This window comes from Streptomyces sp. NPDC054975 (genome assembly GCF_053609105.1).
In genome coordinates, this window is sequence record NZ_JBSGWV010000020.1 from 59,728 (window position 1) to 81,851 (window position 22,124).

Here is a 22,124-nt window from a genome sequence, read left to right on the forward strand (position 1 = left end):
CTGACGCGCGCCCAGCCCTCCCCTCCCTCTCTTTCGCCTTCCTGCGGAGTTCCTTCATGACGGTCGGCCATGCCCCGCCCCAAGCACTGCCGGACATATCCCCTGTTTCACTACTTGAGGAGGTGATTCCTGAGGCCCGCAGTGGATCCGGACGGCTGTCCCGCGTACCCCGCTGGCTGCGTCGGACCGTCGGACCCCTGCTCCTGCTCGTCGCCTGGCAGGTGCTCAGTTCGACCGGCGTGCTCGCCGCCGACGTGCTCGCGTCCCCCGGGACCATCGCCCGCGCCGGTGCAGAGCTGATCGCCGACGGCACGCTGCCGAACGCCATGGGTGTGTCACTCCAACGCGTCGCCGTCGGGCTGTTGTTGGGAGGAGCCATCGGTGTGTCCCTCGCGCTGGTCTCCGGGCTCTCCCGGCTCGGTGAGGATCTCGTCGACGCGGCCGTGCAGATGCTGCGGACCGTCCCCTGGGTGGGGCTCATCCCGCTGTTCATCATCTGGCTCGGTATCGGCGAGGCGCCCAAGGTGGCGCTGATCGCGCTCGGTGTCGCCTTCCATCTGTACCTCAACGTCTACGCCGGGATCCGCGGGGTCGACGCCCAACTCGTCGAGGCCGGGGAGTCGTTGGGGCTGAAGCGCTGGGGGCTCATCCGCCACGTCGTCCTGCCCGGGGCGCTGCCGGGTGCCATGACCGGGCTGCGGTACTCCCTCGCGACCGCCTGGCTCGCGCTGGTCTTCGGCGAGTCGATCAACGCCGACGCCGGCATCGGCTTCCTGATGAACCAGGCGCGGGAGTTCTTCCGTACCGACGTCATCGTCGTCTGCCTCGTCGTCTACGCCTTCCTCGGCCTGCTGGCCGACGCCGTCGTCCGTACTCTCGAAAGGCTGCTGCTGCAATGGCGACCGACCTTCACCGGGCAGTGACCATCGAGGGGCTGACCCGCTCCTTCGACGGCCGCCCCGTCATCGACCAGCTCGATCTGACCCTGCGGGCCGGGGAGTTCACCGCGCTCCTCGGCCACAGCGGCTGCGGCAAGTCCACGCTGCTGCGGGTGCTCGCGGGGCTCGACCGGGACATCTCAGGTACCGTCCTCGTCCCCCGGCGGCGGGCCGTCGCCTTCCAGGCTCCCCGCCTGATGCCCTGGAAACGGGTGTGGCGCAACGTGCTGCTCGGGCTGCCCGGCAGGCCCGAACGAGCCCTTGCCGAACGGGCGTTGGAGGAGGTCGGGCTCGGTCATCGTTCGGGTGCCTGGCCGAAGACCCTGTCCGGCGGCGAGGCCCAGCGTGCCTCGCTCGCCCGCGCCCTCGTACGGGAACCGGACCTCCTGCTCCTCGACGAGCCCTTCGGGGCGCTCGACGCGCTCACGCGCATCAAGGCCCAGCGTCTGGTGGCCGAGTTGTGGCAGCGGCGTGGGTGCGCCGTGCTCCTGGTGACGCACGACGTCGACGAGGCGCTGCTGCTCGCCGACCGGGCCCTGGTGATGCGGGACGGCGTCATCGCCTACGACACCCCCGTCGACCTCGAACGCCCGCGCTTCGCCGGTGATCCGGAGTTCGCCGTCCTGCGCTCCCGTCTCCTCGCCGAGCTCGGCGTCGAGACGGAGCTCCCCGCCGTCCACCACGCCGCCTGACCCCCGCGTCCCGTTACCCGAAGGACTCCGCCGATGAAGCGTTCACTTCTGCCCGCCGTCCTCCTCCTTCCCCTCGCGTTGCTCGCCTCCGCCTGCTCCTCCCCCTCGTCCGCCGACTCGGGGAGCGACGGCAATGGCTCCCTCGTCCTGCGCGTAGGCGACCAGAAGGGCGGCTCGGAAGCCATCCTTCGCGCGGCCGGCGAACTCGACGATCTGCCCTACCGGATCTCCTGGTCGACCTTCACCTCAGGGCCGCCGCTCCTGGAGGCGGTCAACGCCCAGGCCGTCGACATCGGGGCCGTCGGCAACACCCCGCCCGTCTTCGCCGCCGGCGCCGGGTCGAAGATCACCGTCGTCGCCGCCACCCACGGCGACCCGGCCGGGGAGGCGATCCTCGTGCCGGAGGGCTCGCCGCTGCGCACGCCCCAGGACCTGAAGGGCGGGACGGTGGCCGTCGCCCAGGGCAGCTCCGCCCACTTCCAGTTGATCGCCTCGCTCAAGAAGGCAGGGCTGTCGCTCGACGACGTCAAGGTGAGCCTGCTCCAACCCGCCGACGCACTCGCCGCGTTCACCAGCAGCAAGGTCGACGCCTGGGCCGTCTGGGACCCGTACACCTCGCAGGTCCTCGCCAACGGCACGGCCCGGGTGCTGACCGACGGCAGGGGCCTGGTCAACGGTCTCGGGTTCCAGGTCGCCTCGCCCGCCGCGCTCGCCGACAAGGAGAAGGCCGCGGCGATCGGCGACTACATCGAGCGGCTGCGGCGCGCCCAGGACTGGGTGCACGCCCATCCGGACGTCTGGGCCAAGGTCTGGGCGAAGGAGACCGGGCTGCCTTACGACGTGGCGCTCGCCGCCGTGAAGCGCAGCAGCGGTACCCGGATCGCGGTCGCCCTCGACAAGGAGGCCATCGCCTCCGAGCAGCGGATCGCCGACGCCTTCGCGGAACTGAAGCTGATCCCACGGCGGTTCGACTTCGCCGACTACGTCGACACCCGCTTCGACAAGAACCTGCCGCCGTCCACCACCCCGGCGCGCGTCTACGGAAAGGGCTCCTCCTCATGACCGTCCATCTGCACTGGTTCCTGCCGACCGGCGGCGACGGCCGTACGCTCGTCGACCGGCACGCCTACACCGACGGCGGCATCACCCGGTCCGGGACCGTGACCGGTGTACGCGCCCCCGACATCGAGTATCTGGCGCAGATCGCCAAAGCGGCCGAGCGGTTGGGCTTCGAGGCCGTGCTGACACCGACCGGAACGTGGTGCGAGGACGCCTGGCTGACGACGGCGGCGCTTGCCCAGCACACCGAGCGGCTCAAGTTCCTGGTGGCGTTCCGTCCGGGCGTGATCTCGCCCGTGCTCGCGGCGCAGATGGCGGCCACGTACCAGCGGATCACGCGGGGCCGGCTGCTCCTCAACGTCGTCACGGGCGGGGACTCGGTGGAGCAGCGCCGTTTCGGGGACCATCTGGACCACGACCGGCGCTACGCTCGCACGGCCGAGTTCCTGAAGGTCGTGCGCGGGGCGTGGACCGGGGAGCCGTACGACTTCGAGGGTGAGCACTATCAGGTGGCGGGCGCACTGACCGCCCTGCCACCGGACCCCCTGCCGGAGATCTTCTTCGGTGGCTCTTCGGCGGCGGCCGGGCCGGTCGCGGCGGAGCACGCCGATGTGTATCTGACCTGGGGCGAGCCGCCGTGGCAGGTCAAGGAGAAGATCGACTGGATCCGGGGGCTCGCCGAGGAGCGCGGGCGCGAGGTGCGGTTCGGCATCCGGCTGCACACCATCTCGCGGGACTCCGCCCGCGAGGCCTGGACGGCGGCGGACCGGCTGCTGTCCGACCTCGACGCGGAGACGATCGCGGTGGCGCAGCAGACGCTGGGCCGGAGCGAGTCGGTCGGGCAGCAGCGGATGCTGGCGCTGCACGGCGGCGGCTCGCTGGACCGGGACAAGCTGGAGATCGCGCCGAACCTGTGGGCGGGCGTGGGGCTCGTACGCGGTGGGGCCGGCACCGCGCTGGTGGGCAGCCACGCGGATGTCGCCGACCGGATCGAGGAGTACCACGCCCTCGGGGTGGAGCACTTCGTGCTCTCCGGTTACCCGCACCTGGAGGAGGCGTACTGGTTCGGGGAGGGCGTGACCCCCGAGCTGGCGGCGCGCGGGCTGCTGCCGAGGATCCCCGCCTCGCCGCTGCTCGCCGTCCCGGCGGCGAACGGGCGCCCGGCCTCCGCGCCCGGCGGCGCTCCCCTCCTCGTGGCGGGCGGCGGGCGGTAGGGGGCGGGAACGCCGTGGCGGGCGCGGCGGGAAGATCCGGGCGCCCGCCACGGTTGGTGGAATCGTGAACGATTTCGGGAGCGGACAGGACACCGGCATGGACCCGCGCCACGTCGACGTGGTCGTCATCGGCGCTGGCCAGGCGGGGCTGTCCGCCGCGTACCACCTGCGCCGCACCGGCCTCGCCCCGGACCAGGACTTCGTCGTGCTCGACCATGCCCCTCGCCCCGGCGGCGCCTGGCAGTTCCGGTGGCCCTCGCTCACCTACGGCAAGGTCCACGGCATGCACGCGCTGCCCGGCATGGAGCTGACCGGCGCCGACGACCGCCGCCCCTCGTCGGAGGTGATCGGCGGATACTTCACGGCGTACGAGGAGCGCTTCGACCTGCGCGTCCACCGCCCCGTGGAGGTGCGTGCCGTCCGCGAGGGCGAGGGCGGGCGACTGCTGGTGGAGACCTCGGAGGGGGCGTACGCCACCCGTGCCCTGATCAACGCGACCGGCACATGGGACCGCCCCTTCTGGCCCCGCTACCCGGGCCAGGAGACCTTCCGGGGCCGCCAGCTGCACACGGCGAACTATCCGGGGCCCGAGGAGTTCGCCGGGCAGCGGGTGATCGTCGTGGGCGGCGGCGCCTCCGGGACCCAGCATCTGATGGAGATCGCCGAGGTCGCGGCGGAGACCACCTGGGTGACGCGGCGCGAGCCCGTCTACCGCGAGGGACCGTTCGGCGAGATGGCGGGCCGGGCGGCGGTCGCGCTGGTCGAGGAGCGGGTACGGAAGGGGCTGCCGCCGCAGAGCGTCGTCTCCGTCACGGGCCTGCCGCTTACCGACGCGATCCGCGACGCCCGCGAGCGCGGTGTCCTGGACCGGAACCCCATGTTCGACCGCATCACGCCGACCGGGGTGGCCTGGGCCGACGGCCGGACCGTGGACGCCGACGTGATCCTCTGGGCGACCGGCTTCCGCGCCGCGATCGACCACCTGGCCCCGCTCCGGCTGCGCGAGCCGGGCGGCGGCATCCAGGTGGAGGGGACGCGGGCGGTACGGGACGAGCGCGTCCATCTCGTCGGCTACGGCCCCTCGGCCTCGACGATCGGCGCCAACCGGGCCGGGCGCGCGGCCGTCACCGAGATCCGCCGCCTGCTGGACCGGGAGCCGGCGGCCGTCTCGTAGCGCGGTCTGCGGCACCGGCCGTCCAGCCTTACCCCGCCCTGTGCAACCTCCTCCTGCCGCTCAGCCCTCTCCCCGCGCCGCGCGGCGGTTCGCGTTGAACTCCTCGACGTTCGCCCGGTGTTCGGCGTAGTCGGCGGTGAACCGGGTGTCCCCCGGCTTCACGGTCACGAAGTACAGCCAGTCGCCCTTGGCCGGTTGGATCGAGGCCGTCATCGCCTGCTCCCCCGGGTTTCCGATCGGGGTGGGCGGCAGCCCGGTGCGTTCGTAGGTGTTGAAGGGATGGTCGATCTTGGTGTCGGCGTGGGTGGTGTCCACGGTGGAGCGCCCCAGGGCGTAGTTCAGGGTCGAGTCCATCTGGAGCGCCATGCCCCGGGCCAGGCGGTTGTAGACGACGCGGGCGACCTTGCCCATGTCCTCGGTGGTGTCGGCCTCCGCCTGGACGATGCTCGCGATGATCACCGTCTGGTGCACGCTCACCCCGTTGCGCTGGGCGCCCGCGGTGATGTGGTCGGCGCCGAAGCGCTTGCCGGCCGTCTGGACCATGTAGCGGAGCAGCCCCTCAGGGGTCGTCGCCGACACGACCGGATAGGTCGCCGGGAAGAGGTATCCCTCGGGGTTTCCCTGGGCGGCGGCCGGCAGACCGAGCGGGGCCACCGGGGCGACCGCCGCCTTGCGGGTGGTGCCCGCGGCGAGGCCGAGGGAGCGGTCGACGGCCGCGTAGACCTGGCCCGCCCGCCAGCCCTCGGGGATGACCAGGGACCGTGGCTTCTCGGGAGCGGGCTTCTCCTCGCCGAGCAGGAGCAGGGGGACGGTGATCGCAGCGGCGACGGCGAGGGCGGCGCCGAGGAGCAGGGTGATCCAGCCGCGCCGGGTGAGCCGGGAGCGGCGGCGACGGTGTTCGGGCTGCCAGGACCGGTACGTCATGGGCGCACGCTAACCCGGCCCGCACGCGAAACCGCGGAGCCCCGCACACGCGGCGGCGCCGCCGGCCCCCTGGGACGGGGGACCGACGGCGCCGCCTTCCTGCGTGGCGTACCGGGCGCGTGGGTCAGACGAGCCATCCCAGGAAGTGGAAGACGCCGGCGAGCAGGTTGGTGATGACGTTCATGGTGGTGCTTCTCCTTGTGCGAAGTGCATCTGTGGGACTGTGCGCGGTCGCGGTCTGCAGCCCGTCGCTTGCGCACCGTAATCATCAGCTGCCACAAGGGAGTTGAGCAACGAATCCGGTGACGATCACACGTTCTGGGGAACAACCGCTCCCGCGTTCGTGTGTTCGTCACGGCGCAGGAGGGCGGCGTACCGCCCGTCCCGGGCGAGGAGCTCCTCGTGGTTGCCGCGCTCGGCGATCCGGCCCGCGTCGAGGACCACGATCTGGTCCGCGTCCCGGACGGTGGAGAGCCGGTGGGCGATGGTGATGGTGGTACGTCCGGCGGAGAGGGCGTCGATGGCCTGCTGGACGGCGTGTTCGGTGCGGGTGTCCAGGGCGCTGGTCGCCTCGTCGAGGATGAGCACGGGCGGGTCGCGCAGGATGGTGCGGGCGATCGCGAGGCGCTGCTTCTCGCCGCCCGAGAAGCGGTAGCCGCGCTCGCCGACGAGGGTGTCGTAGCCGTCGGGCAGGGCGGCGATGTGGTCGTGGATCTGCGCGGTGCGGGCGGCGGCGCGGATCTCCTCGTCGGTGGCGTCGGGCTTGGCGAAGCGCAGGTTGTCGGCGACGGAGGCGTGGAAGAGGTACGTCTCCTGCGAGACCACGCCCACGGCCCGGGCGAGGGTGTCGAAGTCGAGGTCGCGGACGTCCACGCCGTCGAGCAGAACCCGGCCGCCGGTCACGTCGTAGAGCCGGGGCACGAGATAGCTGAGCGTGGACTTGCCGGAGCCGGTGGGCCCGACCACGGCGAGGCTGCCACCGGCCGGCACGGTCAGGTCGATGGTGTCGAGCGTGGGCCCACCCGGGGCCTCGGGGTCGTAGCGGAAGTCGACGTTCTCGAACGTCACCTCGCCGCTGATCTTCCGGAGCCGAACCGGCTCCGCGGGCTCGGTGATGTCGACCGGCAGGTCGAGGTACTCGAAGATCCGCTGGAAGAGGGCGAGGGAGGTCTGCATCTGGACGCCGGTGGAGAGCAGGCTCACCGTCGGGCGGAAGAGGCCCTGCTGGAGCGAGACGAAGGCGACCAGGGTGCCCAGCGATATGGCGGGGCCACCGGCCTGGAGGGCGAGGCCCGCGGCCCAGTAGATCAACGCGGGCATGGCGGCCATGACGATGCCGATGGTGGACATCCGCCAGCGTCCGGCCATGGAGGAGCGCACTTCGAGGTCGACGAGGCGCTCGGACTCCTCTGCGAAGGACCGGGTCAGCGAGTCGGAGCGGCCCATCGTGCGGCCGAGCAGGATGCCGCTGACGGAGAGCGACTCGGTGACGGTCGCGGCCATCGCGGCCATCTGCTTCTGGCGCTGGGTGGTGATCCTCTTGCGCTCGCGGCCGACGCGCCGGCTGATCCAGACGAAGAGGGGCAGCAGGAGCAGCGAGACGACGGTGAGCCGCCAGTCGAGCGCGAGCATCGCGACGACGGTGGCGACGACGGCCGTGAGGTTCGAGACGAGGGAGGTGGCGGTCGAGGTGACCGTCGCCTGCATGCCGCCGATGTCGTTGGCGATGCGGGACTGGACCTCGCCGGTGCGCGTGCGGGTGAAGAAGGCGAGCGGCATCCGCTGCAGCCGGCCGTAGACCGCGGTGCGCAGGTCGTGCATCACGCGCTGGCCGACGGTGGTGGAGACGAGGGTCTGGAGCACGCCGAAGACGCTGGTGATCACGGCCGTGGCGATCATGCCGAGGGCGAGCAGGCTGAGCAGCCCGGTCCGGCCCTGGGGGATCGCGGTGTCGAGGATCTCCTTGAGGAGGAACGGCGAGGCCACCGACACCAGGGACGAGGCGCCGACGAGCAGGCCGACGAGCGCGAGCCGGCCTCGGTACGGGCGGAAGAGCCGCAGGATGCGCCGCACCTGGGCGGGCTCCTTCGGCTGCGTGGAATCGCGTGGTGGAGGTGTCCAGTCGGACTCTGCATGGATACGCATGGGCTCCTACGAGGGTGTGAGAGGTCAGGACGATCAGAGCATAGCTCATTGTTACCTATACTCACAATGAACAAGGTCCTGATATTGTTCCCCCATGAACAGCCCCGACGCCGACGGTCTTCTCGCCGAGCAGCTCCTCCGCCTCACCCGCCGGCTGCAGCGCAGCCAGAAGCGACTCCTCGAGCCGGTCGGCATCACGCCCGCGCAGTCCCGGCTGCTGCGCATGGTCGCGCACTACGAGCAGCCGCCCCGGATGGCCGATCTCGCCGAGCGCCTGGAGGTCGTCCCCCGGGCCGTGACCAGCCTCGTGGACGGCCTGGAGGCGGCCGGGCGGGTGCGCCGGGTCGCCGATCCGACGAACCGACGGGTGATCAGGATCGAGCTGACGGACACCGGGCGGGAGACGCTGCGCGCGTTGCGCAGCGCGCGTCGGGCGGCCGCAGAGGACATCCTTGCTCCATTGACCGTCGATCAGCGCGAGGTGCTCGAAGGTCTGCTGTCCGCTCTGGTCGACCACGTGCCGGAGCGCCGCTGCTGACCGCGCGGGCGCCTGGAGCGCCGAGGGGAGCCGTGACATGCCACTGCTGGAGCCGAACCCGCACTCCCTGCGCCCCGCTGCGGAGCGTCGGCCCGCCCCCGACCGGGTCCCCGATCTCCAGTCCCGTGGCACCCCGCGCCGCATGCGGGAGGAGCTGGTGGCGCTCCTCGGCCCCGAGAAGGTCCTCTCCAAGATCTCCGACCTCGTGCGGTACGCCTCCGACGCCAGCCCCTACCGCTTCGTGCCCCAGGTCGTGGTGGTCGCGGAGGACGTCGACGACATCTCCGCCGTGCTCTCCTACGCCCACGGCAAGGGCCGCGAGGTGGTCTTCCGGGCGGCCGGGACCAGTCTGAACGGCCAGGCGCAGGGCGAGGACATCCTCGTCGACGTGCGCCGGCACTGGGCCGGGGTCGAGGTCCTCGACGACGGCGCCCGCGCCCGGATCCGCCCCGGCACCACCGTCGTCCGGGCCAACGCGGCCCTCGCCCGCCACGGCCGGGTCCTCGGCCCGGACCCGGCGAGCGCCGTCGCCTGCACGATCGGCGGGGTCGTCGCCAACAACGCCTCGGGCATGACGGCGGGGACGACGAGGAATTCGTACCGGACGGTCTCCTCCCTCACCGTCGTCCTGCCGAGCGGCACCGTCGTCGACACCGGCGACCCGGCCGCCGACGAAGACCTCGCGCGCGCCGAGCCCCGCCTCTGCGCGGGCCTGCTGGAGCTCAAGGAGGAGATCGAGGCGGACGCGGAGCTCGTGGCCCGTATCCGCGCCAAGTACTCCATCAAGAACACCAACGGCTACCGTCTGGACGCCTTCCTGGACGGCGCGACGCCCGTGGAGATCCTGCGCGGGCTCATGGTCGGTTCGGAAGGCACGTTCGCCTTCATCTCCGAGGTCGTCTTCGACACGCTCCCCCTGGATCGCCAGGTCTCCACCGCGTTGCTGTTCTTCCCCTCGCTGACCGCCGCGGCCGCCGCCGTGCCGCGCTTCAACGAGGCCGGGGCGCTCGCGGTCGAGCTGATGGACGGCAACACCCTGCGCGCCTCGGTCAGCGTGGCGGGGGTCCCCGCCGACTGGGCGGAGCTGCCCAAGGAGACGGCGGCGCTGCTGGTGGAGTTCCGCGCCCCGGACACCGCGGCGCAGGAGGCGTACGAACGGGCGGCGGCCGAGGTCCTGGCGGAGCTGGAGCTCGTCGCGCCCGTCGCCTCGGTGGACAACACCTTCACCCGCGACCCCGGCACGATCGCCGGCTACTGGAAGGCGCGCAAGGCGTTCGTGACGGCGGTGGGCGGTTCCCGCCCCTCCGGTACGACGCTGATCACGGAGGACTTCGCCGTACCGCCGGCCCGGCTCGCCGAGGCCTGTGCCGAACTGCTCGACCTCCAGGCCCGGCACGGCTTCGACGCGGCCGTGGCCGGTCACGCCGCCCACGGCAACCTGCACTTCCTGCTGGCCTTCGACGCGGGCGACCCGGCGGACGTGGAGCGGTACGCCGCGTTCATGGACGAGTTCTGCAAGCTGACGGTGGAGCGGTTCGACGGCTCGCTCAAGGCCGAGCACGCCACCGGCCGCAACATCGCTCCCTTCCTGGAGCTGGAGTGGGGGCCGAAGGCGACGGAGCTGATGTGGCGGATCAAGGAGGTCATCGATCCGGCGGGGGTGCTCGCCCCGCGGATCGTCCTCGACCGCGATCCCCAGGCCCATCTCCGTGGCCTGAAGACGATCCCGAGGGTCGAGGCGATCGCCGACCCGTGCATCGAGTGCGGCTTCTGCGAACCGACGTGCCCCAGCCAGGATCTGACGACCACTCCACGGCAGCGCATCGTGCTGCGCCGCGAGGTGATGCGCCAGGGTGGCGGTTCGACGGTGGAGGCGAACCTGCTGGAGGCGTACGGCTACGACGCCGTGGACACCTGCGCGGGCGACTCGACCTGCAAGCTGGCCTGCCCGGTGGGGATCGACACGGGCGCGCTGATGAGGGAGTTCCGTCATCAGCGGCATTCGAAGCGCGAGGAGCGGATCGCGGCGCTCGCGGCCACGAACTTCCGGGCCGTGGAGGCCTCGGCCCGGCTCGCGGTCGCGGCGGCGGACCGGATCGGTGACGGGATCCTGGGGGCGGTGACGGGCCTCGCGCGCAAGGCGGTGCGGCCCGATCTCGTACCGGAGTGGCTGCCGGAGATTCCGGGCGCGGCCGCCCGCCGGCTCCCCCGCACGCACCGCCCGGCGGCCGTCGCCGTGTACTACCCGGCCTGTGTGAACCGGATCTTCGGCGGTCCCAAGGGGCTGCGGGGGCCGTCGCTGCCGGAGGCGGTGGTGGCGCTCGCCGGCCGGGCGGGCCGGCCGGTGTGGATTCCGGAGGATGTGGCGGGTACGTGCTGCGCGACGATCTGGCACTCCAAGGGGTACGAGCGGGGCAACGAGGTGATGGCCAACCGGATCGTGGAGGCGGCCTGGGGTTGGACGGCGGGCGGCAGGCTCCCGCTGGTCGTCGACGCGTCGTCCTGCACGCTCGGGATCGCCCACGAGGTGGTGCCGTATCTCAGCGAGGACAACCGTCGGTTGCACGCGGAGCTGAAGGTCGTCGACTCGCTGGTGTGGGCGGCCGAGGAGCTGCTGCCCCGCCTTGAGGTGCGGCGCACGGTGGGGTCGGCGGTGGTGCATCCGACGTGCTCGATGCGGCATCTGGGGGACGAGGAGCAGCTGACGGCCCTGGCCCGGGCGTGCGCCGAGGAGGTGGTCGTACCGGCCGACGCGGGCTGCTGCGCCTTCGCGGGTGACCGGGGCATGCTGCATCCGGAGCTGACGGCCTCGGCCACCGCCCGCGAGGCCGCCGAGGTGACGGCACGCCAGTTCGACGTCCATCTGTCGGCGAACCGGATGTGCGAGATCGGCATGGACCGGGCGACGGGCCGCAGCTATCAGTCCGCGCTGCTCGCCCTGGAGCGCGCGACGCGCCCCTGACGGGCCAACACGACGTGGGTCCCTTGCCCCATGTGGGTGAGGGACCTTTGTCGTCCCCGCGGTCCGGCGATGCGGAATGAAAGAGTCCAACCACCCGTCGCAAGAGTCCAATCCGCGCCCTTGCGCACCACCAGTCCCGACGGCCAGGGTCCTGAGCGGGGATTCATGAGCCAGCCGTGCACTCAGCTACTGGAGGTTCCATGAACGACAACGCACCGCAGCCGCCGAGCCGTCGCTCCGTCCTGCGGACCACGGCCGGGGTCGCGGGAGCGGGCATCGGCCTCGGCGCCCTGGGCACCGGAAACGCCGAGGCCGCCTCGCCCGCGGCCGCGACCGGGGCCGTCGCGCAGGCTGCCGCGCCGACCACCGGGCAGACCGCCGAGACGCCCCGGCGCAGAGGTGCCACCATGGCGAACGTCCCCTTCGCCAGGCGCTCCACGGTCCGGGTCGGGATCATCGGCCTCGGCAACCGGGGCGACAGCATGATCGACGTCTTCCTCGCCCTCCCCTGGGTGCGGGTGGTCGCCGTCTGCGACCCGGTCCGCGACAAGACGGAGCGGGCCGCCGCCAAGGTCGTCGCCGCCGGGCAGCCCGCCCCCACCGTGTACAACAAGGGCGAGGACGACTACGAGAACCTCTGCAAGCGCACCGACCTGGACTTCGTCTACGTGGTGACGCCCTGGGAGCTCCACTTCGAGATGGCGAAGACGGCCATGCTGAACGGCAAGCACGTCGGCGTGGAGTGTCCGGTCGCGATGACGCTCAAGGACCTGTGGGAGCTGGTCGACCTCTCCGAGCAGACCCGCCGCCACTGCATGCAGCTGGAGAACTGCTGTTACGGCCGCAACGAGATGCGGGTCCTGCGGATGGCGCACGCGGGCAAGTTCGGCGACCTGTTGCACGGCGCGGGGGCGTACAACCACGATCTGCGCGAACTGCTGTTCTCTCCCTCGTACTACGAGGGCCCGTGGCGCCGGCTCTGGCACACGCGGCTGCGCGGCGATCTGTACCCGAACCACGGCTTCGGTCCGGTCGCCAACTACATGGACGTCAACCGGGGTGACCGGGTGGTCAGCATCAGCAGCTTCGGCACCCCGGCGCTCGGGCTCGGCCAGTACCGGGCGGCGAACATGCCGCCGGGCGACCCGAGCTGGAAGGAGTCGTACGTCGGGAGCGACCGGACGATCAGCCTGGTCCAGACGGAGAAGGGCCGCGTGATCCGGCTGGAGCACGACGTGTCGACCCCGCACCCGTACAGCCGGATCAACAGCCTGGGTGGCACGCGGGGCGTGTTCGAGGACTACCCGGCGCGGATCTATCTGGAGCCGGACCACAAGGGTCACCAGTGGGGCGACTTCGGGGCGTACGCGCAGGAGTTCGACCACTGGCTCTGGAAGGAGCACGCCAATCCGCCGGGCGGCCACGGCGGGATGGACTACATCATGCTCTACCGGCTGATGCAGTGCATGCAGCTCGGCCTGGTCCCCGACTTCGACGTCTACGACGCGGCGACCTGGACGGCCCCGGTGCCGCTCAGCCACGACTCGATCAAGGCCAAGGGAGCGCCGCAGGCGATCCCGGACTTCACGCGCGGCGAGTGGAAGAAGGCCCGGTCCGGCGTGGACTCGGTCAAGCCCGTGTAGCGCGAGCCACGCGCGCAAGCCGCACCCGCGCCGAGCGCGGGTGCGGCCTCCGCCGCGGGGAGGCGGCGGGCCGGGAGGCGCGGGTCAGGCCGTGCGCAGGGTCAGGCCGTGTGCAAGGTCAGGCCGTAGCGGCCCAGGATCTCGTTCACCGGCTGGAACCAGGTGTTGCCGCCGGAGGAGCAGTTGCCCCAGCCGCCGGAGGTCACGCCCTGGGCCTGGTCGCCGGTGATGAACGAGCCTCCCGAGTCACCCCCTTCGGCGCAGACGTTCGTACGGGTCATCTGGTACACGGCGCCCTGACTGTAGTTGACGGTCTCGTTCTTGCCGAGCACCGTTCCGCAGTGCCATTTCGTCGTGGAGCCGGAGCGGCAGACGGACGAGCCGACGGGGGCCTCCCAGGAGCCGCGCACCAGCCGGTCGGAGGTCTGCCCCCAGCCGTACACCACGGGCACGGTCCACCAGCCGTGGCCGGTGCGCACCCACGCCATGTCGTCCCCTGGGAACGAGGAGCCCTGGAACGTGCCCATGTCGGAGCGGTCCCAGCCGCGCACGAAGGTGCCGGGCGTGCCGCAGTGCCCGGCCGTGACGAAGCCGCCGTGCACCGAGAAGCCGATGGAGCAGCGGTACTGGTGGGTGTAGTACGGGTCTCCGCCGACGGTCCCGGCGGCGAAGGTGGTCGGCGCCGCGTGGACGGTCGCGACCCGTACGGGTCCGGCGGCGCGGGCGCGCTCCAGGAAGGCCGTGACGTCGGCGCTGCCGATCCGGTCGGCGGCGACCTGGACGACCACCTCGTTGGCCCGCACGTCGACGTGCCAACTGCCCACGGCTGCAGGTGCCTTGAGGCGGTCGATGCGCTGCTTGACCGCGTCGAGCCGGGCGGCGGAGTGGGTGACGACCCGGGCGTCGGCGCCGGCCTTCCGTACACTCTCGGCCTTCTGGCGGCTCGTCACGGCGACGGTCAGCCGACCGGTGTCCGCGTCGAACCACGTCCCGGCGAACTCGGCGCCCGCCGCTCGTTCGGCGGAGGGCTGGAGGGCGAACGCCGCCTTCTCCTGGGCGAGGCGGGTGCGCGCCTGCCGCTCCGTCAGGCCCAGGTCCCGCTGCATGGCGGCGATCAGCCCGGGTGACGCCTCGGGGTCAGGGGTCGCGGCGGCGGCGGTCGAGGGGGCGAGGGCGGCGCCGCCCCAGGTGGCGACGAGGAGCAGGGCGGAGAGGACGGTACGTAAGCCGATTCTTCTGGTGCTACTGCTTCCACTGGTGCGTCTCACGGTCGTGAACCCTTCTGCTGTTCCTGGGTGTGGGGAGGGAACATCGGGTGCGTGTGGTGCCGGGAACGCTCCGAGTGCGCAATGAGAGCGCTCTCAGAAAGGGAGAGTAGGGGCTCGGTCGGCGGCTGCACAGAGGTGCGCAGGAAATGACGGCACGGGCGGCGGAAAGCGGTCACGAGCAGGCCGGGGTGGTTCTGGTGGACCTTGGCCTGTTCTGTGCCCCGATGCGGAAAATCGATTGCCGCGGGCGGTCGTCGGGCGCGAACCTTGCACGGTTTGAGCCATTCCCCGACTCAGCGGAAGACCCTGGGACGCCATGCAGATTCGCGATCTACCGTACGCCGACCCAGGGGTCCCCGATGTCCGCTCGGGCACCCGGTTCCTCCTCTGGCTCGGCCGCAACCAACTCGGCGGGCAGGTGAAGGCACTTCTGTGGGGCCTGCTCCTGCAGGTCTCCATCGTCGGCCTCTCGCTCGCCGTCGGAGTGGCCGTGCAGGCCGTCGTGGACCGCGACGGCGGACGCCTGGCGCTCGCGGGCGGGCTGCTCGCCCTGCTCGGCGGGGGCATCGCGGTCGGCGACATGATGCTGCACCGCGTCGCCGTCACGAACTGGATCACCGCCGCCGCCCGCGTCCAGCAGCTCCTCTCGCGCAAGACCGCCGAACTCGGCTCGGTCCTCACCCGTCGGGTCGCCGCCGGTGAGGTCGTCGCCGTCTCCACGGGCGACGTCGAGAAGATCGGCTGGTTCGTCGAGGCGCTGTCCCGGTTCGCCGCCGCCGCGCTGGCCGTGGTCCTGGTCTGCGTGGGCCTCGTCGTCCACCAGCCCGCGCTCGGCGTGGTCGTCGCGGTGGGCGTGCCGGTGCTCATGCTGGCCGTCCTGCCGCTCCTCCCCCGCGCCACGCGCAGGGCCGACATCCAGCGCGAGAAGGCGGGCCGGGCCACCGAACTGGCCTCGGACACCGTGGCCGGGCTGCGGGTGCTGCGCGGCATCGGTGGCGAGGAGCTGTTCCTCGGCCGCTACCGCGCCGCCTCGCAGGAGGTCCGGCACGCGGCCGTCCGCAGCGCGCGGATGTGGGCCCTGATCGCGGCCGTACAGGTGCTGCTTCCGGGGCTGCTCCTGGTGGGCGTGCTCGCCTACGGGGCGCGACTCGCGCTCGACGGGCGGATCGCGGTCGGTGAACTGGTCACCGTCTACGGCGCGGTGGCGCTGCTGCTCCATCCGCTGCGCCACTTCGAGGAGATCGCCATGGCGTACTCCTTCTCCCGGCCCTCCGCCAAGCGCGCGGCCCGGGTGCTCGCGCTCGCGCGGACGACCACGACGACGGCGGACGGCCACGGCGAGGCGACGGGCGATCTGTACGACCCGGTCACCGGGCTGCTCGCACCCGCCGGCCGCTTCACGGCCGTCGTCTGCGGCGACCCGGACGCGGCCGGCCGGCTCGCGGACCGGCTCGGCGGCCACCCCACGGAGCCGGGCGAGGGACACACCTCGGTCCTGCTCGGCGGGGTGCCCTTGGACGAACTGGACCTGGACACCGCACGGACCGTCGTGCTGGTCCAGGACAAGGACCCCGTCCTGCTCTCCGGCACGCTCCACGAGCTGCTCGACGTGCCCTCCTCAGGCGCGGTCCGGCCCGAGGAGGCGCTGCGGGCTGCGCAGTGCGGGGACGTGCTCGACGCGCTCGCGCAGGCGTCCGTGGACACCGACGGCGACCCGATGAGGACACGGATCACCGAGCGCGGCCGGTCCCTCTCCGGTGGCCAGCGCCAGCGCCTGGCGCTGGCCCGTTCCCTGGTGACGGACCCGGAGGTGCTGGTGCTCGACGAGCCGACCTCCGCGGTCGACTCGCACACCGAGGCGCGTGTCGCCGCCGGGGTGCGGGAGCTGCGCGAGGGACGTACGACGGTGGTGCTTGCCTCCTCGCCGCTGCTGCTCGACCGGGCGGACCGGGTGGCCCTGGTCCACGACGACGAGGTGGTGGCCGTCGGCACCCACCGCGACCTGCTGCGTACCGAACCGCGCTACCGGGCCGTCGTCACCCGTGAGACGGACGACGAACAGGCCCTGGGAACCCCGGTGCTGGTCAAGAAGCTCGAAGCCGAGCTGGAAGGAGAGTCGGCATGATCGGCCTGGCGCCACCGGAGTACGACCCGGCGGCCCCGACGTCGGCGACGACCCTGCCCGTGGGCACGACGGCGACCGTGCGGAGCTACGTACGTGAGCTGCTGCGCCGCCACCGCAGGGCGTTCGCCCTGCTCGTCGGCGTCAACATGGTCGCGGTGATCGCCTCGATGGTGGGCCCGTACCTCCTGGGCACGCTCGTCGAGCGGCTCTCCGAGGGGGCGCGCGACCTGCATCTGACCCGCACGGTCGCTCTGTTCGTGGCCGCTCTCCTCGTCCAGACCTTCTTCGTGCGGCTCGTGCGGCTGCGCGGCGCGATGCTCGGCGAGGAGATGCTCGCGGACCTGCGCGAGGACTTCCTCGTACGGTCGGTCGGGCTACCGCCCGGCGTCCTGGAGCGGGCCGGGACCGGTGACCTGCTGTCCCGTATCACCACGGACATCGACCGGCTGGCCAACGCCATGCGGGAGGCCGTGCCCCAGCTGGCGATCGGCGTGGTCTGGGCAGGCCTGCTGATCGGCGGTCTTGTCGCCACCGCGCCCCCGCTCGCCCTCGCGATCGCGATCGCCGCTCCCCTGCTCGTCGTCGGCTGCCGCTGGTACTTCAAGCGGGCGCCGTCGGCGTACCGCTCGGAGGCCGCCGGGTACGCGGCGGTCGCCGGTGTGCTCGCGGAGACGGTCGACGCGGGCCGCACGATCGAGGCGCACCGCCTGGGCGCGCGCCGTGTCGCCCTGTCGAACCGGCGGATCGCCGAGTGGACGGCCTGGGAGCGGTACACCCTCTTCCTGCGGGCGGTGCTCTTCCCGGTCGTCAACATCACCCACACCCTCGTCCTGGCGGGCGTCCTGCTGCTCGGCGGGGTCTTCGTACTCCAGGGCTGGATGGACGTCGGTCAGCTGACCACGGGCGCGCTGCTCGCGCAGATGCTGGTCGAGCCGGTCGGGATCGTCCTGCGCTGGTACGACGAGCTTCAGGTGGCCCAGGTGTCGCTCGCCCGGCTTGTGGGTGTGCGCGAGATCGAGCCGGACGCGGGCGACGGGGCCGTACGCCCCGATGGCCGTGACGTCCGGGCCGACGAGGTGCGTTTCGGCTACCGCGAGGGCGTGGACGTGCTGCACCGGGTGTCGATGGACGTCGCCCCGGGGACCCGGCTCGCGCTGGTCGGCCCGTCGGGCGCGGGCAAGTCGACGCTCGGCCGGCTGCTCGCGGGCATCTACGCCCCGCGCACCGGCTCGGTGACGCTCGGCGCGGCCGAGCTGGCGAAGATGCCCGCCGAGCGGATCCGCGAGCACGTGGCCCTGGTCAACCAGGAGCACCACGTCTTCGTCGGCTCGCTCCGCGACAACCTGCTGCTCGCGCGGACGGGCGCGGCGGACGCCGAGCTGTGGGCGGCGCTCGGCGCGGTCGACGCGGACGGCTGGGCGCGGGCCCTCGACGAGGGCCTGGACACCGAGGTCGGCTCGGGCGGGCTCGCGCTCACCCCGGCGCAGGCCCAGCAGATCGCCCTGGCCCGCCTGGTCCTCGCCGACCCGCACACGCTGGTCCTGGACGAGGCGACCTCGCTCCTGGACCCGCGCGCGGCCCGCCATCTGGAGCGCTCGCTGGCCCGGGTCCTCGACGGCCGTACGGTCGTCGCGATCGCCCACCGGCTGCACACCGCGCACGACGCGGACGTGATCGCGGTGGTCGAGGAGGGCCGGATCAGCGAGCTGGGCAGCCACGACGAGCTGGTCGCGGCGGACGGCGCGTACGCGGCGCTGTGGCGGTCGTGGCACGGCTGACCGGACCGGTCGTGGCACGGCCGGCATGACGGAGTGACTCCGTCGACATGACCGGTCGTGGCACGGCCGGCATGACGGCGTGACTCCGTCGACATGACCGGTCGTGGCACGCCTGGCATGACGGAGTGAATCCGTCGACAGCATGACGGCTTGATCGGGCCGACATGACGGTGGGCCCGCCCCGGGAGGGGGCGGGCCCACCGTCGTACCGTCGCTAGATGTAGCCGAGCGCCGACGCCCCGCCGACGCCGCCGAGCAGCATGAACGCCGGCATGAGGACCTTCAGCTCGACCCAGCTGCCCGCGCGGAACCGCATCACCTTCGGCGGCCCGACCGGGTACCAGCGCTTGCGCCCGACGGGAATCGGCCACAGGATCGGGCAGCCGGAGACGGTCAGGGCGTCACCGATGTCGTGCACGAGGGCGCCCAGGACGATCGGCAGGCCCAGCCAGAGGTACTCCTGCCCGGGGGCGGTGAACAGCCAGTCGGCGCCGTTGCCCGGCTGGTCCAGGACGCCCGCGAGGATCCAGGCGCTGGTGGCGCCGAGCAGCCAGACCAGGATGTCGCTGGACATCCGGGCGGCCCGCCACAGCAGGCCTTCCACGGCGAGCACGAGGTGGACGAAGAGGATGCCGAGGACGGCCCAGCGGCCGCCGGTGATGGCCAGGACCGAGGCGCCGACGCCGATGAGGACCGCCCAGAGCCAGGTGTGGGTGAGCGTGCGGTGCCCGCCCGAGCGGCGGGGGTCGGCGGTGGAGCGCGTCGACTTGTAGACGGCGTACGAGAGCTTGTCGACGATCTCGCACAGCCCCTTGGAGATGGGTCCGAAGGCGCGCGAGATGGTCGCGGACTTGTGGTCGAGGTCGGGGGCGAGCGCCGCGCCCGCGCAGATGAGCGCTCCGACGACAACAACCGGCCACGGCATCGGGTGGCCGGCGGCGGCCGCCGCCGCTCCGACGCCCAGCCAGGCCGCCGCTCCGGACAGCGAGTGCGCCGGTCCCATCATGCTTGTTCCCGCCCCATTCCTTCGGTGCCGGCGCTCAGTTGACGGCCGGTCGACGGGCCAGCGTATCGTCCGTGATCTTGCGGCCGGTGGCCGGTTCCCTCCTCCGGGCGGAATCCAGGCAAGATGGGGGCGTGACCCTTATCGATCAGCTGCCGCCGAACGCCGACCCCGACGCCCTCTTCGAGGCTTTCTCCTCCTGGGCGGAGGGCCGGGGCATCACGCTCTACCCGGCCCAGGAGGAGGCGCTGATCGAGGTGGTCTCCGGGGCGAACGTGATCTTGTCCACCCCCACCGGTTCGGGAAAGTCGCTGGTCGCGGCGGCGGCCCACTTCACGGCGCTGGCCAACGACCAGGTGACCTTCTACACCGCGCCGATCAAGGCGCTGGTGTCGGAGAAGTTCTTCGACCTCTGCAAGCTCTTCGGCACCGAGAACGTGGGCATGCTGACCGGCGACGCGTCCGTGAACGCGGACGCGCCCGTGATCTGCTGCACGGCCGAGGTGCTGGCCTCCATCGCGCTGCGCGACGGCAAGTACGCCGACATCGGCCAGGTCGTGATGGACGAGTTCCACTTCTACGCGGAGCAGGACCGCGGCTGGGCCTGGCAGATCCCGATCCTGGAGCTTCCGCAGGCACAGTTCGTGCTGATGTCGGCGACGCTCGGCGACGTGTCGATGTTCGAGAAGGACCTGACCCGGCGCACGGGCCGCCCGACCTCGGTGGTCCGCTCGGCGACGCGGCCGGTGCCGCTCTCCTACGAGTACCGGCTGACGCCCATCACGGACACGCTGACCGAGCTTCTGGAGACCAAGCAGGCTCCGGTGTACATCGTGCACTTCACACAGGCGCAGGCCGTCGAGCGGGCGCAGTCGCTGATGAGCATCAACATGTGCTCGCGGGAGGAGAAGGACAAGATCGCCGAGCTGATCGGCAACTTCCGCTTCACCACCAAGTTCGGCCAGAACCTCTCGCGTTACGTCCGCCACGGCATCGGCGTGCACCACGCCGGCATGCTGCCGAAGTACCGGCGTCTGGTGGAGAAGCTGGCGCAGGCGGGCCTGCTGAAGGTGATCTGCGGGACGGACACGCTCGGCGTGGGCGTCAACGTGCCCATCCGTACGGTGCTGTTCACGGCCCTGACGAAGTACGACGGCAACCGGGTGCGGACGCTGCGCGCGCGGGAGTTCCACCAGATCGCCGGCCGGGCGGGCCGGGCGGGCTTCGACACGGCCGGTTTGGTGGTGGCGCAGGCGCCCGAGCATGTCATCGAGAACGAGAAGGCGCTCGCCAAGGCGGGCGACGACCCGAAGAAGCGCCGCAAGGTGGTGCGCAAGAAGGCTCCGGAGGGCTTCGTCGCCTGGAGCGACACCACCTTCGAGAAGCTGATCGCCGCCGAACCGGAGCCCCTGACCTCCCGCTTCAAGGTCACCAACATCATGCTGCTCTCGGTGATCGCCCGCCCCGGCAACGCCTTCGACGCGATGCGCAAGCTCCTGGAGGACAACCACGAGCCGCGCAAGGCGCAGCTGCGGCACATCCGCCGGGCCATCGCGATCTACCGCTCGCTGCTCGACGGCGGCGTGGTGGAGCAGCTCGACAAGCCGGACGCCGAGGGCCGCACGATCCGGCTCACGGTCGACCTCCAGCAGGACTTCGCGCTGAACCAGCCGCTGTCGACGTTCGCGCTCGCCGCGTTCGACCTGCTCGACCCCGAATCCCCCTCGTACGCCCTGGACATGGTCTCCGTCGTCGAGTCGACGCTCGACGACCCGCGTCAGATCCTCGCCGCGATGCAGAACAAGGCGCGCGGCGAGGCGGTCGGCCGGATGAAGGCGGACGGCGTCGAGTACGAGGAGCGGATGGAGCGGCTCCAGGAGATCTCGTACCCGAAGCCGCTGGAGGAGCTGCTCTGGCACGCGTACAACGTGTACCGGAAGTCCCACCCGTGGGTCGGCGACCACCCGGTCTCGCCGAAGTCCGTCATCCGTGACATGTACGAACGGGCGCTGACCTTCACGGAGTTCACGTCCTGGTACGAGCTGGCGCGGACCGAGGGCATCGTGCTGCGCTATCTGGCGAGCGCGTACAAGGCGCTGGACCACACGATCCCGGACGACCTCAAGACCGAGGACCTCCAGGATCTGATCGAGTGGCTCGGCGAGATGGTGCGCCAGGTCGACTCCTCGCTGCTCGACGAGTGGGAGCAGCTGGCGAACCCGGAGGTCGAGACGGCCGAGGAGGCCCAGGAGAAGGCCGACCAGGTCAAGCCGGTCACCGCGAACGCGCGCGCCTTCCGGGTCCTGGTGCGCAACGCGATGTTCCGCCGGGTGGAGCTGGCGGCCCTGGACAACGTGGACGCGCTGGGCGAGCTGGACGCCGAGTCGGGCTGGGACGCGGACGCGTGGGGCGAGGCGATGGACGCGTACTGGGACGAGTACGACGACCTGGGTACGGGCCCGGACGCGCGCGGTCCGAAGCTGCTGAACATCGAGGAGGACGCGGCGCACGGCCTGTGGCGCGTCCGGCAGACCTTCGCCGACCCGAACGGCGACCATGACTGGGGCATCAGCGCGGAGGTGGATCTCGCCGCCTCCGACGAGGAGGGCCGCGCGATCGTCCGCGTGACGTCCGTCGGACAGCTGTAGAAGGAGCGTTGAG

The 22,124-nt window shown here is 71.8% G+C and carries 15 protein-coding genes; 11 read left to right on the plus strand and 4 right to left on the minus strand.

Features of this window, described 5'->3' with window-relative positions; translation table 11 throughout:
- Positions 1 to 56 precede the first annotated feature (56 nt).
- The 5 genes from ACWF79_RS19475 (at position 57) to ACWF79_RS19495 (ending at position 5,077) form a co-directional block, all read left to right on the plus strand.
- Positions 57 to 923, plus strand: a complete 867-nt coding sequence (locus ACWF79_RS19475; RefSeq protein WP_453729337.1) for an ABC transporter permease — start codon at positions 57 to 59, stop codon at positions 921 to 923.
- Complete coding sequence (locus tag ACWF79_RS19480; protein ID WP_453729338.1) at positions 896 to 1,630, plus strand: ABC transporter ATP-binding protein; 735 nt, start codon at positions 896 to 898, stop codon at positions 1,628 to 1,630. Before ACWF79_RS19475 ends, ACWF79_RS19480 begins: the two co-directional genes overlap by 28 nt.
- 33 nt (positions 1,631 to 1,663) lie before the next feature.
- Positions 1,664 to 2,692, plus strand: coding sequence for an ABC transporter substrate-binding protein (locus ACWF79_RS19485; RefSeq protein ID WP_453729339.1), 1,029 nt, complete (start codon positions 1,664 to 1,666; stop codon positions 2,690 to 2,692).
- Positions 2,689 to 3,903 carry an LLM class flavin-dependent oxidoreductase gene (locus ACWF79_RS19490; protein ID WP_453729340.1) on the plus strand — a complete coding sequence of 405 codons (1,215 nt, stop codon included), beginning with the start codon at positions 2,689 to 2,691 and terminating at the stop codon, positions 3,901 to 3,903. The genes ACWF79_RS19485 and ACWF79_RS19490 overlap by 4 nt, the downstream gene beginning before the upstream one ends.
- 97 nt (positions 3,904 to 4,000) lie before the next feature.
- A complete protein-coding gene (locus ACWF79_RS19495; protein WP_453729394.1) occupies positions 4,001 to 5,077 on the plus strand; it encodes an NAD(P)-binding domain-containing protein in 1,077 nt (358 codons plus the stop codon).
- Positions 5,078 to 5,137: 60 nt separating this feature from the next.
- Here the strand turns inward: ACWF79_RS19495 and mltG are convergent, their stop codons facing one another.
- Positions 5,138 to 6,001, minus strand: a complete 864-nt coding sequence (gene mltG, locus ACWF79_RS19500) for an endolytic transglycosylase MltG (protein ID WP_453729341.1) — start codon at positions 5,999 to 6,001, stop codon at positions 5,138 to 5,140.
- Between the two features lie 309 nt (positions 6,002 to 6,310).
- Positions 6,311 to 8,146 carry an ABC transporter ATP-binding protein gene (locus ACWF79_RS19505; RefSeq protein WP_453729342.1) on the minus strand — a complete coding sequence of 612 codons (1,836 nt, stop codon included), beginning with the start codon at positions 8,144 to 8,146 and terminating at the stop codon, positions 6,311 to 6,313.
- Between the two features lie 94 nt (positions 8,147 to 8,240).
- Here ACWF79_RS19505 and ACWF79_RS19510 point away from each other — a divergent pair, with 94 nt between their 5' ends.
- The 3 genes from ACWF79_RS19510 to ACWF79_RS19520 all read left to right on the plus strand — a co-directional run bounded on the left by ACWF79_RS19510 (position 8,241) and on the right by ACWF79_RS19520 (position 13,289).
- Complete coding sequence (locus ACWF79_RS19510; RefSeq protein WP_453729343.1) at positions 8,241 to 8,684, plus strand: MarR family winged helix-turn-helix transcriptional regulator; 444 nt, start codon at positions 8,241 to 8,243, stop codon at positions 8,682 to 8,684.
- 37 nt (positions 8,685 to 8,721) lie between these two features.
- Positions 8,722 to 11,646, plus strand: coding sequence for an FAD-binding and (Fe-S)-binding domain-containing protein (locus ACWF79_RS19515; protein WP_453729344.1), 2,925 nt, complete (start codon positions 8,722 to 8,724; stop codon positions 11,644 to 11,646).
- Between the two features lie 200 nt (positions 11,647 to 11,846).
- Positions 11,847 to 13,289 carry a Gfo/Idh/MocA family protein gene (locus ACWF79_RS19520; RefSeq protein ID WP_453729345.1) on the plus strand — a complete coding sequence of 481 codons (1,443 nt, stop codon included), beginning with the start codon at positions 11,847 to 11,849 and terminating at the stop codon, positions 13,287 to 13,289.
- Positions 13,290 to 13,390: 101 nt separating this feature from the next.
- Here ACWF79_RS19520 and ACWF79_RS19525 read toward each other — a convergent pair whose 3' ends face one another.
- Positions 13,391 to 14,557, minus strand: a complete 1,167-nt coding sequence (locus ACWF79_RS19525; protein ID WP_453729346.1) for a S1 family peptidase — start codon at positions 14,555 to 14,557, stop codon at positions 13,391 to 13,393.
- Positions 14,558 to 14,873: 316 nt separating this feature from the next.
- Between ACWF79_RS19525 and ACWF79_RS19530 the strand changes: the two genes are divergently transcribed.
- Together ACWF79_RS19530 and ACWF79_RS19535 are read left to right on the plus strand one after the other, a co-directional pair.
- Positions 14,874 to 16,682, plus strand: coding sequence for an ABC transporter transmembrane domain-containing protein (locus ACWF79_RS19530; RefSeq protein WP_453729347.1), 1,809 nt, complete (start codon positions 14,874 to 14,876; stop codon positions 16,680 to 16,682).
- Complete coding sequence (locus tag ACWF79_RS19535) at positions 16,679 to 18,460, plus strand: ABC transporter ATP-binding protein (protein WP_453729348.1); 1,782 nt, start codon at positions 16,679 to 16,681, stop codon at positions 18,458 to 18,460. Before ACWF79_RS19530 ends, ACWF79_RS19535 begins: the two co-directional genes overlap by 4 nt.
- Before the next feature lie 214 nt (positions 18,461 to 18,674).
- Here ACWF79_RS19535 and ACWF79_RS19540 read toward each other — a convergent pair whose 3' ends face one another.
- Positions 18,675 to 19,466, minus strand: coding sequence for a metal-dependent hydrolase (locus tag ACWF79_RS19540; RefSeq protein WP_453729349.1), 792 nt, complete (start codon positions 19,464 to 19,466; stop codon positions 18,675 to 18,677).
- 71 nt (positions 19,467 to 19,537) lie between these two features.
- On the opposite strand from ACWF79_RS19540, the gene ACWF79_RS19545 reads away from it, so the two are divergent.
- Positions 19,538 to 22,111 carry a DEAD/DEAH box helicase gene (locus ACWF79_RS19545; RefSeq protein WP_453729350.1) on the plus strand — a complete coding sequence of 858 codons (2,574 nt, stop codon included), beginning with the start codon at positions 19,538 to 19,540 and terminating at the stop codon, positions 22,109 to 22,111.
- Positions 22,112 to 22,124 lie beyond the last annotated feature (13 nt).